This window comes from Psychrobacter raelei (assembly GCF_022631235.3).
Lineage (GTDB): Bacteria > Pseudomonadota > Gammaproteobacteria > Pseudomonadales > Moraxellaceae > Psychrobacter > Psychrobacter raelei.
In genome coordinates this window covers 2,200,775-2,215,410 of sequence record NZ_CP093310.2, presented here as the reverse complement: position 1 = coordinate 2,215,410, position 14,636 = coordinate 2,200,775, and the positions used below count along the sequence as shown (strand labels likewise).

The 14,636-nt window shown below is 45.6% G+C and carries 12 protein-coding genes and 2 riboswitches; of the genes, 6 read left to right on the top strand and 6 right to left on the bottom strand.

The annotated features are described in order from the left end of the window. Positions 1-378: 378 nt before the first annotated feature. Positions 379-1,308: an NAD(P)-dependent oxidoreductase gene (locus MN210_RS09350; RefSeq protein WP_338412102.1), complete on the bottom strand. Its 930-nt coding sequence runs from the start codon at positions 1,306-1,308 to the stop codon at positions 379-381. A gap of 175 nt (positions 1,309-1,483) precedes the next feature. Here MN210_RS09350 and MN210_RS09345 point away from each other — a divergent pair, with 175 nt between their 5' ends. The 4 genes from MN210_RS09345 to MN210_RS09330 all read left to right on the top strand — a co-directional run bounded on the left by MN210_RS09345 (position 1,484) and on the right by MN210_RS09330 (position 5,469). Beyond that, positions 1,484-2,788 (top strand): O-succinylhomoserine sulfhydrylase, encoded by a 1,305-nt coding sequence (locus MN210_RS09345; protein WP_255016645.1) that lies wholly within the window; start codon positions 1,484-1,486, stop codon positions 2,786-2,788. A 211-nt stretch (positions 2,789-2,999) separates the two neighbouring features. Further along, positions 3,000-3,332, top strand: a complete 333-nt coding sequence (locus MN210_RS09340; RefSeq protein ID WP_011960946.1) for a YbaB/EbfC family nucleoid-associated protein — start codon at positions 3,000-3,002, stop codon at positions 3,330-3,332. A gap of 194 nt (positions 3,333-3,526) precedes the next feature. Further along, positions 3,527-4,114, top strand: coding sequence for a recombination mediator RecR (gene recR / locus MN210_RS09335; protein ID WP_338412101.1), 588 nt, complete (start codon positions 3,527-3,529; stop codon positions 4,112-4,114). 59 nt (positions 4,115-4,173) lie between these two features. Then, positions 4,174-5,469, top strand: a complete 1,296-nt coding sequence (locus MN210_RS09330; protein ID WP_338412100.1) for a ribonuclease D — start codon at positions 4,174-4,176, stop codon at positions 5,467-5,469. On the opposite strand, the gene MN210_RS09325 is transcribed toward MN210_RS09330, so the two are convergent. From MN210_RS09325 to gcvT, 5 genes are all read right to left on the bottom strand, one after another. Then, positions 5,466-6,140: a serine aminopeptidase domain-containing protein gene (locus tag MN210_RS09325; RefSeq protein ID WP_041773746.1), complete on the bottom strand. Its 675-nt coding sequence runs from the start codon at positions 6,138-6,140 to the stop codon at positions 5,466-5,468. The two genes, MN210_RS09330 and MN210_RS09325, sit on opposite strands and share 4 nt — an antisense overlap. Positions 6,141-6,400: 260 nt before the next feature. Beyond that, positions 6,401-9,304 (bottom strand): aminomethyl-transferring glycine dehydrogenase, encoded by a 2,904-nt coding sequence (gene gcvP / locus MN210_RS09320; RefSeq protein ID WP_155587065.1) that lies wholly within the window; start codon positions 9,302-9,304, stop codon positions 6,401-6,403. A 108-nt stretch (positions 9,305-9,412) separates the two neighbouring features. Beyond that, positions 9,413-10,210 (bottom strand): nitroreductase family protein, encoded by a 798-nt coding sequence (locus MN210_RS09315; protein ID WP_241878343.1) that lies wholly within the window; start codon positions 10,208-10,210, stop codon positions 9,413-9,415. Positions 10,211-10,400: 190 nt separating this feature from the next. Then, entirely contained in the window at positions 10,401-10,781 is a 381-nt protein-coding gene (gene gcvH / locus MN210_RS09310) for a glycine cleavage system protein GcvH (RefSeq protein WP_011960940.1), read from the bottom strand. 230 nt (positions 10,782-11,011) lie between these two features. After that, positions 11,012-12,157, bottom strand: coding sequence for a glycine cleavage system aminomethyltransferase GcvT (gcvT, locus tag MN210_RS09305; protein WP_011960939.1), 1,146 nt, complete (start codon positions 12,155-12,157; stop codon positions 11,012-11,014). Between the two features lie 215 nt (positions 12,158-12,372). Beyond that, a riboswitch (glycine riboswitch) is annotated at positions 12,373-12,483 on the bottom strand. Between the two features lie 123 nt (positions 12,484-12,606). After that, positions 12,607-12,744: riboswitch (glycine riboswitch) on the bottom strand. A 369-nt stretch (positions 12,745-13,113) separates the two neighbouring features. On the opposite strand from gcvT, the gene MN210_RS09300 reads away from it, so the two are divergent. Together MN210_RS09300 and MN210_RS09295 are read left to right on the top strand one after the other, a co-directional pair. Continuing rightward, the gene (locus MN210_RS09300; protein WP_011960938.1) at positions 13,114-13,434 is read left to right on the top strand and encodes a YcgL domain-containing protein; all 321 of its coding nucleotides are present in this window, start codon (positions 13,114-13,116) and stop codon (positions 13,432-13,434) included. 262 nt (positions 13,435-13,696) lie between these two features. Then, entirely contained in the window at positions 13,697-14,290 is a 594-nt protein-coding gene (locus tag MN210_RS09295) for a hypothetical protein (protein ID WP_338412099.1), read from the top strand. Positions 14,291-14,636: the final 346 nt, after the last annotated feature.

Here is a 14,636-nt window from a genome sequence, read left to right as displayed (position 1 = left end):
CTAGCCCATAGATACTCAAGTTGGGTAGGTGGGTGGTTAACATTCGTGAGTCGGCCAGTAATACGGACTCAAAAGAGTGGATCACAGGCTGGCTGGATGTCTTGGCTAGCGGACGCTGAGTATTCAAATAATCGCTCAAAATAAGGATACCTTTACCTAAAACTGACCTCAAAGCACTCTGCAATAAGAAGCCAAAGCTGACAGCAGATTAAGCGGCATAAAATTAAACTATTTTACACCCAATTAGTAAGGTTTAAAGTATGTTAAATGTTTACTAAAACAAGACAGGAATAAAACAGCAATAGGACGAATGTAACGCCAATCCATCCTATTGAGGTGACGGTCAACAAAGCGCAGCTTAGTGCATTGCAGAAGATTTTAATGGTTATCTTTTAAAATAATGCCGCTCATCAGCTGATAAAACTTAGCAAACTCTGAAAAATCAGCAGAGCCGGGCTCATATTGATTGCTGGCGGCACGCACTAGGCTTGCTACTTGCGCCATAACCGGAGTAGGCACTTGTTTTTCGGTTTGTAAATCAATGGCAATGCCGCAGTCTTTGGCCATTAAGTCGATGGTAAAGGTCTTAGGATAGGTTTGATTAACAATGCGATCTGGCAAAGTGACGAGAGTGGCAAAACTTTGACCACTGGCTTTATTGATGCAGGCTAAGGCATCACTTGGGTTGACGCCATGCGCCTTTAACACCGATAACCCTTCTACAGCCGCCCAAGCATTAATGGCAAATAAGGTGTTATTGACCGCTTTGACCGCAAAACCGGCCCCCGAGTCACCGACATGGACAATCAGACCGGCAAAGCAGTCGATGGCGCTCTTAGCATAAGCCAACGCTTTGGCTGAGCCGCCGACCATCACCGTCAACGTACCGCTGTCAGCCCCTGAGGTTTGGCCAGAGACAGGCGCATCCAAAAACTCACAGCCCGCAGCATTAAGCTTAGCCTGACTGGCCTTGGCGTTCTCAGGTACACCGCTGGTACAGTCTACCCACACACTGCCAGCGTTAAGATGTGGTAAGGCTTGTTCAATAAGGTCATCGACTACTTGACTGGTGGGCAGGCAGGAGAAAATGACATCGGCGCTCACCGCTTGCTCTAGGCTGACGGCTTGGGTGCCAAACTCTGCGGCGTGCGCAGTGGCCTTGTCAAAATTTCGATTATAGACCATCACTGTATCAAACGAACCGACTAAGTGCTTGGCCATGTGGTGCCCCATAGCACCTAGGCCGATGAAGCTTACTGAGGTAGGGGCAGCACTGCGAGGCGCAAACGTATCAGGGGTAGAGCTCATGTCAAAATCCTTTATATCCAAAATAAGAATAGCGTTACACTACATTAGAACACTAAAGTTACTAAAAAATCATCCATATATTGCTAGAATAGCTTATTTAATAAGCCCTTATTTTAATTAATTTCTTTTAAGTTTACTGGCCAATTTAGCTGATAATACTAGGACTGACAACACCATGACTGATAATACTCTAAGCCTTGATCCCTCAAAAACTGCGCCTACCCCTAGTAAGTCAGGCTCTCAGTTAGATAGTAATTGGAACAACGATGCGCTTGATTTGAGCCAAGACTATGGCATGCAGACCATAGCAGTCAGAGCCGGTCAACATCGTACCGATGAGGGTGAGCACAATGAGCCAATTTTCACCACCAGCTCTTATGTGTATGAGTCAGCGGCTGATGCTGCTGCCCACTTTAATGGTAGCAAAAGCGGTAATGTCTATTCACGCCACACCAATCCCACAGTACGTACCTTTGAGCGTCGATTGGCTGCACTAGAGGGTGGTGAGCGTGCGGTGGCCACAGCCTCTGGTATGGGCGCAATCTTGACCATGTGCCTAGCTTATCTTAAGCAAGGAGATCACATTGTAGCAGCCAAGCAGCTGTTTGGCTCAACGGTCGGTCTGTTTAATAACTTTATGGGTAAGTTTGGTGTCAGCGTCACCTATGTGGACTGCTTTGACAATCAAGCTTGGGCTGATGCCATTGAGCCCAATACCCGCCTGCTATTTTGTGAAACCCCAAGCAATCCTTTGGGTCAAATCGCCGACTTACAGGCCATTAGTGAGATCGCTCACGCTCAAGGCGCACTGTTTGTGGTTGATAACTGTTTTGCGACCCCAGCCATTCAAAAGCCCTTGGATTTTGGTGCCGATGTGGTGATTCATTCAGCCACCAAGTATATCGATGGGCAAGGCCGCGTATTGGGCGGTGCTTTAGTGGGTAGCGATGAGCTAATGCAGCAGGCTTTCGTTGTGGTACGATCAGGCGGGATTAGCATGAGCCCGTTTAATGCTTGGATATTTATCAAAGGTCTTGAAACCTTGAATTTGCGCATGCAGGCACATTGTGACAATGCCAATAAGGTTGCCGCCTTTTTGCAGTCGCATCCCCATGTAGAAAAAGTGCATTTTTCAGGATTAACCAGTCATCCTATGCATGAATTAGCGGTCAAGCAGCATCACCGCGCCAATTGCTTTGGTGCCATTATGGGCTTTGAGGTGAAGGCGGTAGGGGCACATACTGCTCAATCTGCCGCGTGGCATGTTATTGATAGCACGCGCATGGTGTCTATTACCAACAACTTGGGCGATGCCAAAACCACAGTGACCCATCCGGCCACCACCACCCACTTTAGGATTTCGGCTGAGGCAAAAGCTGAGGCGGGCGTCACTGACTCATTAATTCGACTGTCTGTGGGCCTTGAAGATGTCGATGATATTATCAAAGACTTAGCACGCGGATTGGACAGTCTGAGCTAAATTTGACGGTGTTTATCCTATAAAGACATCTGCAGCCTAAAAACAAGGTAAATAAGCCAAGTCACAAGCTTAAAACATAACCCCTTAGACAGTCTGTTCAGTTATCAGTATAATGAGACTAATGGTGACTTAGGGCTGTTAAAAACAATAAAACAGTGACTGATACCTAGCACAAAATTCGATACATTGTGATTACTTATTAGAGGTAAATATGAATATTCAAGCACTTATGCAGCAAGCGCAAGCCATGCAAAAGCAAGTGGAAGCCAACGTAGAAAAAGCAAAAAAAGAGCTGGCAGATAAAGAAGTTCAAGCTGAAGCCGGCAATGGCTTGGTAAAAGTGACCATGACCGGTCGCCATGTGGTAAAACGTCTTTCTATTGATCCAAGCTTATTAGAAGATGAGCCAGATTTAATCGAAGATTTAATCGCTGCTGCCATTAATGCTGCTGTTACCAAAGCTGACGAATTGTCAGAGACGACTTTAGCCAAGGCCACCAGTGGCATGGGGCTACCTCCAGGCATGCAAGGCCTATTTGGTTAATGGCGTTTTAATTGACTGATTAAAAGCTAAAATGGGGTGGTAATGAGTCAATTACCCCCCATTTTTGTTTTAACGCTATTTTTTTAACGCTATTGTTGAGCGACCCTAAAATAGGGTGCTTAATCTAGGGCGCTGAATTTAAGGTGCTTGGCTGATTTTATAGATTCATTGACACAAGTAAAAAAGGTGATTGATTGTTAACCGAAAAATTTGATAATTTGGTTAAGCAGCTGCGTGTGCTGCCAGGTGTGGGTCAAAAGACCGCCCAACGTATGGCGCTGCATCTGCTAAATGGTAGAAGAGGGCAAGGCTCAGCTTTGGCGCAGGCGCTAGATATCGCCATGCACGAAATCATTGAATGTCGTCAATGCCATTCTTTTAGTGATGATGACATCTGTCCTATCTGCCTTGATCCTAGACGTGATGATAGCGTGCTGTGTGTGGTGGAGACCGCCGCTGATGTCATGGCCATCGAGCAAGCAGCAGGCTATAGAGGTCGCTATTTTGTGTTGGGGGGGCATTTATCGCCATTAGACGGTATTAATGCCGATGACCTCAATATAGATCAGCTGGTTAACCGAGTCAAAACCGCACCGGTTGATGAGATTATCCTAGCCACCAGTACCACCGTAGAGGGGCAGACCACCGCGCATTTTATCGCTGAAGCTGTGCGTCGCCATGTGGGCAAGGTCACGCGTATAGCACAAGGTATTCCTATGGGCGGTGAGCTTGAGTATTTAGACAGTATGACCTTATCGCAAGCGCTACAAAACCGCTCTTAGCTTTTATATTTTGTGATTTTATTTGTTTAACTTTTTCGCCAATTTTTAAGAAGACCCCAATGACACAGGTAGCATCCGAGACAACCGCAGCAAAAGCGCAATCTACAGACAAAAAAATTGCCTCTATTTATGACAGCAGCAAGCTACTATATGTTGAGGCTATTGCACGTGAGCGACAAGCGTCAGCAGATTTGCCTGTGCACTGGGTGGCAGATTTTGATGCCCTAGAGGCCTGTTTAGATGATTTAGAGACCTGCGATCGGGTGGCACTAGATACCGAATTCATTAAGCGCAATACTTACTTTCCTATTCTAGCGCTGGTGCAGATTAATACCGGTAAAGCCATCTATTTGATTGATGCACCGAAGCTTGATTTGACGGAGTTTTGGGTGGTATTAGAAGAGATGCCATTGATGATTTGGCATGCTTGCGGTGAGGATCTGGGTATTTTTTATCTGCTATCAGAAAGCCCTGCGCTCACCAATGTGTTTGATACTCAAATTGCTTTGTCTTATCTAACCGGACAGCTACAGATGGGGTATCAGCAAGCACTGAGCCAAGAGCTTGATGTGCATGTCGAAAAAGCAGAGAGCCAATCAGATTGGTTGGCACGTCCGTTGAGCCATGAGCAAGAAAATTATGCCATTGATGATGTGCGTTATTTGCTCAATTTATACGATATATTGCAGCAGCAACTGAGCAAGCAGGGCTTAACTGATAAAGTGGTTGAGGACTGTCAGTTGTATGCCAAAGAGCTGTATGAATCGGCCAATATCGAAGATGACGCCACTTATCTGGCTATGGCAGATTTTCGCTATACCCCAGAGCAGTTGGCGGTATTACAAGCAGTATCTAGCTGGCGCGAGGCATTGGCTCGAGCGACCAATCAGCCCAAGACTTTTGTGCTAAAAAAACAAGCCGTACGTGATTTGGTGGTAGAGATGCCAACCAGTATTAAGCAGCTGACTCAAAAGACCACCATGCACCGCAGTATCGTACGCTTATATGGTGATGAGCTGATCCAAGTGATTAATCAGGCCAAGGCGCTAAGCCCAGAGGAGCAGCCACCACGGATTTTTCCACCCTACCGCTCTAAAGATAAGAGTGTCTCAAAAGCGGTCGATCAGGTGATTAAGCAATATGAGGAACAGACTGGCGTGCCTGCCAATGTGCTGATGCGCAAAAAATGGCTGTCAAGCTTATATGAAATTGTGGCCTATGACTTACCACTTGAGCAGCTGCCTGAGGGTCTAAAAGGTTGGCGCAATGAATGGGTGATGAGCACCTTAATTCCACTTATCACGTCGCACAAAGAAGCACTAAAAGCGGGTATGAGCATGCAAGAGGATGACTAGCGGCGTTTAAAATAACCATGGTCTAAGAAGTAGGCCGTTTGCTCAGCTACTTTTGGGTTAATGAGCATACCGGTGTGTGAGACGGGCATAATAATATGATCTGTTGCCTCATTAAGCTGAGTCTCAAACACATAAACGGTGCCATCGTGGGCAGATTGCGGCTGTGATAAGTTAACCTTTTGGTTGTGATAATTTAGCACCAGTTGCCCTAAGCCATAAGGGGCATCGCCGGCTATCACGCCTAAGCTTATGCTTTTAGGCCAAGGGGCACTTTGGCCATCTAATGCATTTTTAAATGAGTGTCCCACTAAAGGTGCCGCCAATGTACTCATGTATTTGGCGGTGGTACTGCCATTATGTGGTGTGCCTAAGGTAACGCAGCGGCCAATTTTCCAGTGTGGATAACGCGCCACAAAATCTCGAATGACCAGGCCGCCCAAGCTGTGTCCGACCAAATGGATGGCGATGGCAGGATTGTGATGCTCAGTGAGCCACTGATTTAAGCGTTTACTGTGCTGATCAATACGCTCACGCAGGCTGTGATAATTATGCTGATGGGTGGCAAAACCACGGTTTTGTAACTGCTTGGCCAATGGCGTCATAATCCAGTCTTTTTGATGCAGTCCATGGATTAACACCACAAAAGGACGCTCTGAGTCGCCATGGGTCATCAGTTTATGGGATGGTTTATGAGGTTTATCAGGTTTTTTTAGAGGCACAATATTAGGCAGGGGTAGCTTTAACATAAGGTAAGCTCGTTAATATAATCTCATGAGTGAGTCTTATCATAATACACTGCATACAAAAAAACCTTCAAGTCTTGGACCTGAAGGTTTTTTTGTTGTTACTCATTAAGTAATAGCAGCGTATCAATAGCAGCTTAGCTTATTGAAGGCTGACATGCCCATCTAAGCTGTCTGCTACATCCTACCTACATATAATTTTCGATACTTGGGCAGCTACACATTAGGTTTTTATCGCCATACACATCATCAATACGGCCCACAGATGGCCAGAATTTGTGCTCACGGATATAGTCTAATGGGAAGGCTGCGGTATCACGGCTGTATGGGTGTGACCACTCAGCACCAGTAATCACAAAGGCAGTGTGCGGTGCATTGACCAGAGGGTTGTCCTCTAACGTCCAGCCGTCTGTGCCCGCTTTTACTTTCATGGCTTCTTGCTTGATAGATTTTAGCGCAGCAATAAAGCGGTCAAGCTCATGCTTAGCTTCAGACTCAGTAGGCTCAATCATCAAGGTGCCAGCCACAGGGAAGCTCATGGTAGGCGCATGGAAGCCGTAGTCCATAAGACGCTTGGCAATGTCTGCTTCAGTGATGCCGGTTTCTTCTTTGAGCGGGCGAATATCAATAATACACTCGTGCGCCACACGGCCGTTTTTGCCAGTATATAACACAGGGTAATCGTCTTTTAACTGACTGGCCACGTAGTTGGCGTTAAGCAGCGCAGTCTTAGTGGCTGACAGTAGACCATCACGGCCCATCATGGTGATATACATCCATGAGATAGGTAAGATACTTGCTGAGCCATAAGGGGCTGCAGAGACCGCTGTGGTGTCTTTTGGTGCATTAAACACAGGGGTTACGCTGTGGTTGGCTTTAAAAGGTGCAAGATGCGACTTCATGCCAATAGGACCCATGCCTGGACCGCCGCCGCCATGAGGGATACAGAAGGTTTTATGTAAGTTCATGTGTAGCACATCCGCGCCCACTTCAGCTGGCTGCATAATGCCCACCTGAGCGTTCATGTTGGCGCCATCCATATACACTTGACCGCCATGGCTGTGAATTAAGCTACAGATATCACGGATACCCGCTTCAAACACCCCATGCGTTGAGGGATAAGTGATCATCAAGGCACCCAAGTTTGCACTGTGCGCCTCACACTTCGCCTTTAGGTCATCCACATCGACGTTACCGTTTTCGTCGGTATCTACTACCACAACTTTCATGCCCATCATTTGAGCAGTCGCAGGGTTGGTGCCATGGGCAGATTTAGGGATTAAACACACATCACGCTCAGTTTGACCCAATGATTCATGGTAACGGCGGATGGCCAATAGACCTGCGTACTCACCAGAGGCGCCTGAGTTTGGCTGCATAGAGATATCATCAAAGCCGGTGATGGCTTTTAACTGCTCTTGCAGGCTTTCAATCATAGCGATGTAACCGGTAACTTGGTCACGAGGGGCGAAAGGATGCACATTGGCAAACTCATTCCAAGTGATGGGCAACATTTCGCTGGTGGCATTGAGCTTCATGGTACAGCTGCCAAGCGAAATCATGCTACGGTTCATGGCCAAGTCTTTGTCTTCAAGCTTTTTCAAGTAGCGTAGCATTTCGTGTTCGGTGTGATGCGAATTAAACACAGGGTGAGTCAAAATAGCATCGGTACGCAATACCGCTGAATCTAAAGAGACACGAGCATCGCTAGGTAAGGCTTCTGCTTTGTTGGTGAACAGCTGAGTTAAGGTTTCAAAGTCTGCTGCATTACTGGTTTCAGAGAAAGACACCGACAACTTGCTGTCGCCTTCACGCCATAAGTTATAACCTAGGTTTTCAGCGTTCTCATAGATTTGAGTGGCCAGTTTTTCTGAGCCGCAATCGATCAATACCGTATCAAAGATTTGATCATGAACCACTTTTAGCTCATCGCCAGCCGCTTTAATGGCATCGCTAAAGGCAGTTGCCATAGCATGGATGCGAGTGGCAATGCGCTTTAGGCCTTCAGGGCCATGGTATACCGCATACATACCAGCCAAGTTGGCCAATAGCACCTGAGAGGTACAGATGTTTGAGTTGGCTTTTTCGCGGCGAATGTGCTGTTCACGAGTTTGTAGCGCCATACGTAGCGCTGTATTGCCTTGGGCGTCTTTTGATACCCCGATAATACGGCCTGGCGCTGATCGTTTGGCTTTATCTGTGAAGGCAAAGTAGGCCGCATGTGGACCACCAAAGCCCATAGGAATACCAAAACGCTGCGTACTACCCAAAGCCACATCGGCGCCCATAGCAGCGGGTGATTTTAGCAGTACCAAGCTCATGATATCGCTGACCACAAGCGCATACGTTTTGTTCTGTTTAACCGCAGCAATAACCTCAGTTAAATCTACCACGTCGCCTTCTTTACCCACATACTGGAATAGGGCACCGAAGAAGTCGCCAGATTTGGCGGTTTCAAAATCACCGACTACAACGTCCCAGCCGAAGTACTTAGCACGGGTTTTGATAACATCTAGGGTCTGCGGATATACGCGCTCATCAACGAAGAATTGGTTTGATTTGCTTTTGCTGACTCGCTTGGCCATGGCCATACCTTCAGCGGCGGCTGTTGCTTCATCTAATAAAGAGGCGCCGGCCATCTCAAGACCTGTCAAATCGATACAGACTTGTTGGAAGTTTAGCAGTGCTTCTAGACGACCTTGTGAGATTTCAGCTTGATAAGGGGTGTAAGCTGTGTACCAGCCTGGATTTTCTAGTACGTTGCGCTGAATGACCGCAGGCATACGCACAGGAGAATAGCCTTGGCCGATATAGCTTTTGTTGACGGTGATATCGTCTGCCATAGCACGCAATTTGGCTAAGGCATTGTGCTCGCTCATGGCCTTAGGTAGGTCTAATTCGCGGTTCATACGCACAGCTTCTGGCACGGTATCAGCGATAAAACTGTCCATATCCTCATAACCGACTGCTTTTAGCATTTCGGCTTGGTCGTTGGCGCCTGAACCTAAGTGTCTAGCGACAAAACGGGCTTCATCAAACAGCCCATCAAAAGATAAGCCATTACTGGTAGTGGTTGAATTTGCTGAAGTCATGGTTGTCCTTTGTATCAAGTTGAAGGTCAAAATTGAGCTTGATTAAATCACCAATCCGCTAACGTAGGGAATGATGAGGCGGTAATAAAAGTAGGATAAAAAAATAGGTTAAACTTCTTTGACGAATTGATCGTAATCGAAACGGAACTGACTGTGGTATATACCATTATCAGCACGCTCTCCGGCACCAATCATCATAACCACATGATGGTGATTGCCAAGTTTGAGCAGTTTTTTTAGGGCAGGCTCATCAAAGCCACCCATAGCACAGCTGTCAAAGCCGTGAGCACGTAAGGCTAAAATCAAGTTTTCTGCAGCAAGAGCCGTGTTATACATCGCCCAGTTTTTGATGTCTTCATAGGTATAATAAGGTGATTTAACAGGGCCTTTAAATTGACGAACGGCCTTTGTCATGCCCCACTTGGCAATCGAAATAATGCCAGCTGGTCCACGCAAAAAATCTAATGGAACAATTCTTTCGTAATAATCACGCACCTTTTTTGGCGCAGCGCCATCTGGGAACTTGCGAATATTTTGTTTGGCGTTATCGCGCCAAGTGTCCGTTCTTGCCACCACAGCAATAAGCCGATTTGCGGTTCTGGCACCGTTTTGGTTCATACAAATTTTATTGGCCTTAGCACGCTTCTTTGGCGTGTTAATGACATAAAACTCCCAAGGCTGTAAGTTGCTTGAGTTCGGGGCGAGCATGGCCAATCGCAAGCAGTCACGTAGCACGTCATCTGAAATGGGCGTGTCAGTAAATCTTCTTACCGAGCGACGCGACTCCACCACGTTTTTAAAAGCTTCCAGATAAGGGGCTTTTGGGCTGAGCGCCTGCTCATTATTCGCCGCCTCAAGGTTAGCAGCATTCGCGTTACTGTCTTGGTGACTGTTGTCGTTGTTCATACCAGCATATCCTTTGCAAATCATAAGGGGGGACAACTGATAAGGTTTTCCCCAGTTTCATCTCTTTAAATTTAGAGAATCAGCTTAAGACTCTATATTTTAAGCACTATAAAATAAGTCTTAAAACTCAGCATTACCTGATGTCAGAGGCAATGCTGATCTAACACACTGATGGACAATAAAGCGTTACTTATAGTTCAGCTTGGTACTCTTCAGCCGATAATAATGACTCAAAGTCATCAGCATTGTCAGGCTTGATACGATACATCCAACCTTCACCGTATGGGTCGGTATTGATAACTTCAGGATCATCTTCAAGCGCTTCGTTAATCGCCACAACTTCACCAGTAAGCGGGGCATAAACGTCAGAGGCGGCTTTTACAGACTCAACGACAGCCACTTCGTCGTCAACGGCCACAGTGTCACCGACGTCTGGTAGCTCAACATAAACGATATCGCCAAGGGCTTCTTGAGCGTGGTCAGTGATACCAACGGTCACGGTACCGTCGTCTTCCAAACGTAGCCACTCATGGCTGGCAACGTACTTTAGCTCTGATGGAACATTACTCATGTTTTTCTCCTGGGGTTAAAAAATCAAACAATAATAAAATATTAAGTAGTTGAATTAAAAGGTTAAATAAATCCGCTACTGGGGCAAATTCGCTCTTACTATAGCAAACAATTGCAGGGTTTATTAGCGCCTATTTTCGATTACCAAAAAAATAAAAATGCGATAGAAATTTGGTCGAAAATAGGCCTTAAATCAGGGCACAGCTTGGCTAGCAGAGCAATAAATGGCTATTAGTCAAATTGCTTAGCGCCATTACGCACAAAGGGCAGCTTTAACACACGGACATCGACAAATTTACCCTTGCCGCGTAAATCGACTTGTACCGTATCTTCATCGGTGACTGACTCTGGAACACGTGCGATGGCGATAGATTGTTTTAGGGTGGGCGAGAAAGTACCGCTGGTGATAATACCGCTACTTTCTTTATCTGTGCCTTGATTGATGGTAACACTCATGCCTTCACGCAGTACGCCGCGGGTCTCAAGCAATAAGCCCACCTGCTTCATGGCGCTACCTTCTTCTTGTGACTGCTTGCGCTTGGCAACTAAAGCTTCACGGCCCACAAAATCACGGTCATCTTTTAATGCCAAGGTCCAGCCCATGTTGCACTCATAAGGGCTCACTGTATCGTCCATGTCATGGCCGTATAAGTTCATGCCAGCTTCCATACGCAAGGTATCTCGTGCGCCTAGACCAGCTGGCTTGATTTCATGCTCTAATAATAACTTGTAAAAGTCAGAGGCGTGATCACCATGCAAAATAACCTCAACACCATCTTCACCAGTATAGCCGGTACGCGCCACAAACCAGTCATTGCCTTCGATATCGGTTAAATCTGCACCAACAAAAGGTTTAAGAGCATCTAAAGTATCCGCCCAAGCAGGTTTGGCTCGTTTTAATTTGGCCACAGCTTTTGGACCTTGAACGGCTAAGATTGCCAATTCAGGACGTTCTGTTAGGCGCACATCGAAATCTTCGGCCACTTTATTAAACTGAGCCAAGTCTTTATCACGGGTAGCGGCGTTTGAGATAATACGGTATTGGGTTTCATCTTCGTTGATCAAATAGACAATCAAATCGTCAATAACACCGCCGTCTGCGTTTAGCATGCCAGAGTACAGCGCTTTGCCGACAGTCTTTAGTTTGGCCACGTCATTTGCCAACAGCTTTTGTAGCCAAGCTTTTGCCTGAGCGCCTTCAACATCAGTAATCACCATATGTGACACATCAAACATACCGGCATCGGTACGGACTGCTTCGTGCTCATCAATTTGAGATCCGTAATGGATGGGTAGCTCCCAGCCAGAAAAATCAACAATCTTACCGTTATTGTCTAAATGCGACTGATAAAAAGGGGTACGTTGTAAGGTGGTCATGACAAATCCTTATGGTTAGTAATAAAAGCAGTTAATAAAACTTAAGTGAATAACTACTGTATCGTAAATGATGCGGATAGCAAATCATCAAAAAAATCATTAATAAAAATGAAAGCCAAAAATAAAAGGCCTAAAAATGGCATAAAAAAAGGCAAATAAGTCGCCGAGTCATTAGCCTTATCAGCAATCACTGATAAAGTCTCTCGATATACTTATTTGCCCCATCTGTCCTGTGACCTGAGATTTTCGATAGTGGCCTATCACCGCTATCTTTTCCCCTTCGGTGGGTACTTATGCTTGAAGTACCACTCTCCAGATTTGTCATTGTTGTCTCAAAACGCAGGCTATGGCTGTGCTTTGAAGCCCACCTCATTGTCAGCATTTTATAACTATTGCCGTAATGAGTCGTCTGGCCATAAGCTTAATAGGTCAGCTGTGGCGGTGGGCTAATGAGTCATTCAGTCCGGTTACCTGAGCGATTGGCAGGGTGCTTACGCCTTCGGTGGCAGTCTTATTTATTAATGCGGTTCACTCACATGAAGTTAACTTGCCTTAAAAAGCTTACTGCGCTCTCCTGAAAAACGCCCTTATTATGAAAGGTGTGCGCCAAATTTACAAGTGACAAATTCTCAGCGAATTATACAGCACCTTGGATGAGTAAACATTTAGCGAAAATCTACGCCGCAACTTAATAAAAGCCTTGGTAAAATCTTAAACTGGCTTATGCGCTTAGCAAGCCTTGTCCGCCTATATGAGATGGCAAGGCTATGCTTGTGTTGCGTTTGTTAGCATATTCGTTATTATAGCCACCCAAAAGGCGCACGTGTTGTATTATGGTAGCGTGACAAAATTTTGCTTATGACAATAAGCTTGGTCTGCCAAAGCTAGCTTTTTTGATTGTATGGCGCCCTAAATGGATCACTCCTTAATTTTTTTAACTGTAAAGGTAGTATGTAATGCATTGTGATATTTATAAATTTCCCAAACGCAGCGAGATGTATGTCTATATTGCACGCCCTGACTATCCCAATGATACCGATGAAATTAAAGATTGGCTGGGCGTGTTACCCAAGGACTTACGTCAAAGCTTGGGCGAGCCAAAATTCTTAATGCATTTGGACTTAGCAGAAACCAAAAAACTGGCCAGAGTCAATAAAGATGACGTGATTGAAAAATTACAATCACAAGGCTATTTTGTACAAACCCCACCCTCAGATGTGCTATTGGCGCAGGCACAGGCGCGTATGAAAGAGGGTCAAGATAAGCGTTATGATTGATAAATGGATTTAATTTTTCATTTGGTGTAGAAAACATTTAAAATAGGGGTTTATTGGCCAAAAGGCACACTTTTTGGCCAAATTTGCCGCTTAATAACGACTTAAAAGTTTATTAATAGCTGCCGATTAGCTATCAGCCATGGATTTATTATTAGTTAACTCATGGTAGAATATGGCAAATGAAAGACAAGATTTGCTTTGGTCTGACTGGCCTTGGCAATAAGTTTAATTTAACGTTAATTACTTGAAGACTGAGCATTGCATGGAATGGTTACGCAATATTGTTATTAATTTACCGCTGGATGACATCAGCGATGCGGCGAGCCGACTGACGATCTGGTGGAGCCATTTTGTGGCCAATGTGCCGCCTGATATGCTGCCCATGTATGCCTATGTTGGGTTTTCAGTGATGGTGCTGTTGTTGTGGCTTTTGGTGGTTAGAGTGCTGCCCAGTCCCTTTGGTGGTATGAGCTGGCTAGCTGTGTTCGCTATTTTGCTGGCACCTGGATCTGCTGCTGGCGAGACCGGCGATATTGCTCCGGCCAGTATCGGGGTGATTTATGGTATCTTAATGAAAGAACCGGGTGCAGCCATGCGCAGCTTGCTACCTATCTTGGTGGTATTTGCGGTTGGGTTGGTTTTAGGCTTTATTTGGCAAATGATTAAAAATGCCGTTGAGTCCAGTGCTGAACAGGCGCGTCAACAAGCCATCGCTGATGAAAAAGCCAATATGCAATTGGCCTCCGCCAACTATGTTGACTTGGTACAGGGGGATACTGAAGCAAGTCAGGCTGAACTGGTAAAAACCCAAAAGTCTGTGCCTATCGCCAAAGACAGCAATAAAGATAAAAGATAACTGATAACTGATAACAAGTCATACACGTATTAGGCACACGCTATTAAACCCTTAAAAGTAAAGCCGGCCTTAATAACAACAGACAATGAGCAAGGCGGGTGGGTAAACAAGGTATTGTTTGCCTATTACCGGTCTTAGCCCCTCACAATTTAGATTGCGCTAATCTCGCTTAGCCATGATACATGACAGACACATGACAATTGCCGCAATCTTCCTCTTATTCGCTATGGTTAGTGAGCAACTATTTATCAGCAAAATCAGTCAATAAAACACGCAGCCTAATTGAGCTTAGTTAAACCTCATTAAATCCAATTAAGCTTGGTTAACATTAGCGACTGATATGATG

Bases quoted from the DNA above. Each gene is read 5' to 3' on its own strand.
- MN210_RS09350 (WP_338412102.1), bottom strand. From the start codon at position 1,308: ATGAGCTCTACCCCTGATACGTTTGCGCCTCGCAGTGCTGCCCCTACC.
- MN210_RS09345 (WP_255016645.1), top strand. From the start codon at position 1,484: ATGACTGATAATACTCTAAGCCTTGATCCCTCAAAAACTGCGCCTACC.
- MN210_RS09340 (WP_011960946.1), top strand. From the start codon at position 3,000: ATGAATATTCAAGCACTTATGCAGCAAGCGCAAGCCATGCAAAAGCAA.
- MN210_RS09330 (WP_338412100.1), top strand. From the start codon at position 4,174: ATGACACAGGTAGCATCCGAGACAACCGCAGCAAAAGCGCAATCTACA.
- MN210_RS09325 (WP_041773746.1), bottom strand. From the start codon at position 6,140: ATGACCCATGGCGACTCAGAGCGTCCTTTTGTGGTGTTAATCCATGGA.
- gcvP (WP_155587065.1), bottom strand. From the start codon at position 9,304: ATGACTTCAGCAAATTCAACCACTACCAGTAATGGCTTATCTTTTGAT.
- MN210_RS09315 (WP_241878343.1), bottom strand. From the start codon at position 10,210: ATGAACAACGACAACAGTCACCAAGACAGTAACGCGAATGCTGCTAAC.
- gcvH (WP_011960940.1), bottom strand. From the start codon at position 10,781: ATGAGTAATGTTCCATCAGAGCTAAAGTACGTTGCCAGCCATGAGTGG.
- gcvT (WP_011960939.1), bottom strand. From the start codon at position 12,157: ATGACCACCTTACAACGTACCCCTTTTTATCAGTCGCATTTAGACAAT.
- MN210_RS09300 (WP_011960938.1), top strand. From the start codon at position 13,114: ATGCATTGTGATATTTATAAATTTCCCAAACGCAGCGAGATGTATGTC.
- MN210_RS09295 (WP_338412099.1), top strand. From the start codon at position 13,697: ATGGAATGGTTACGCAATATTGTTATTAATTTACCGCTGGATGACATC.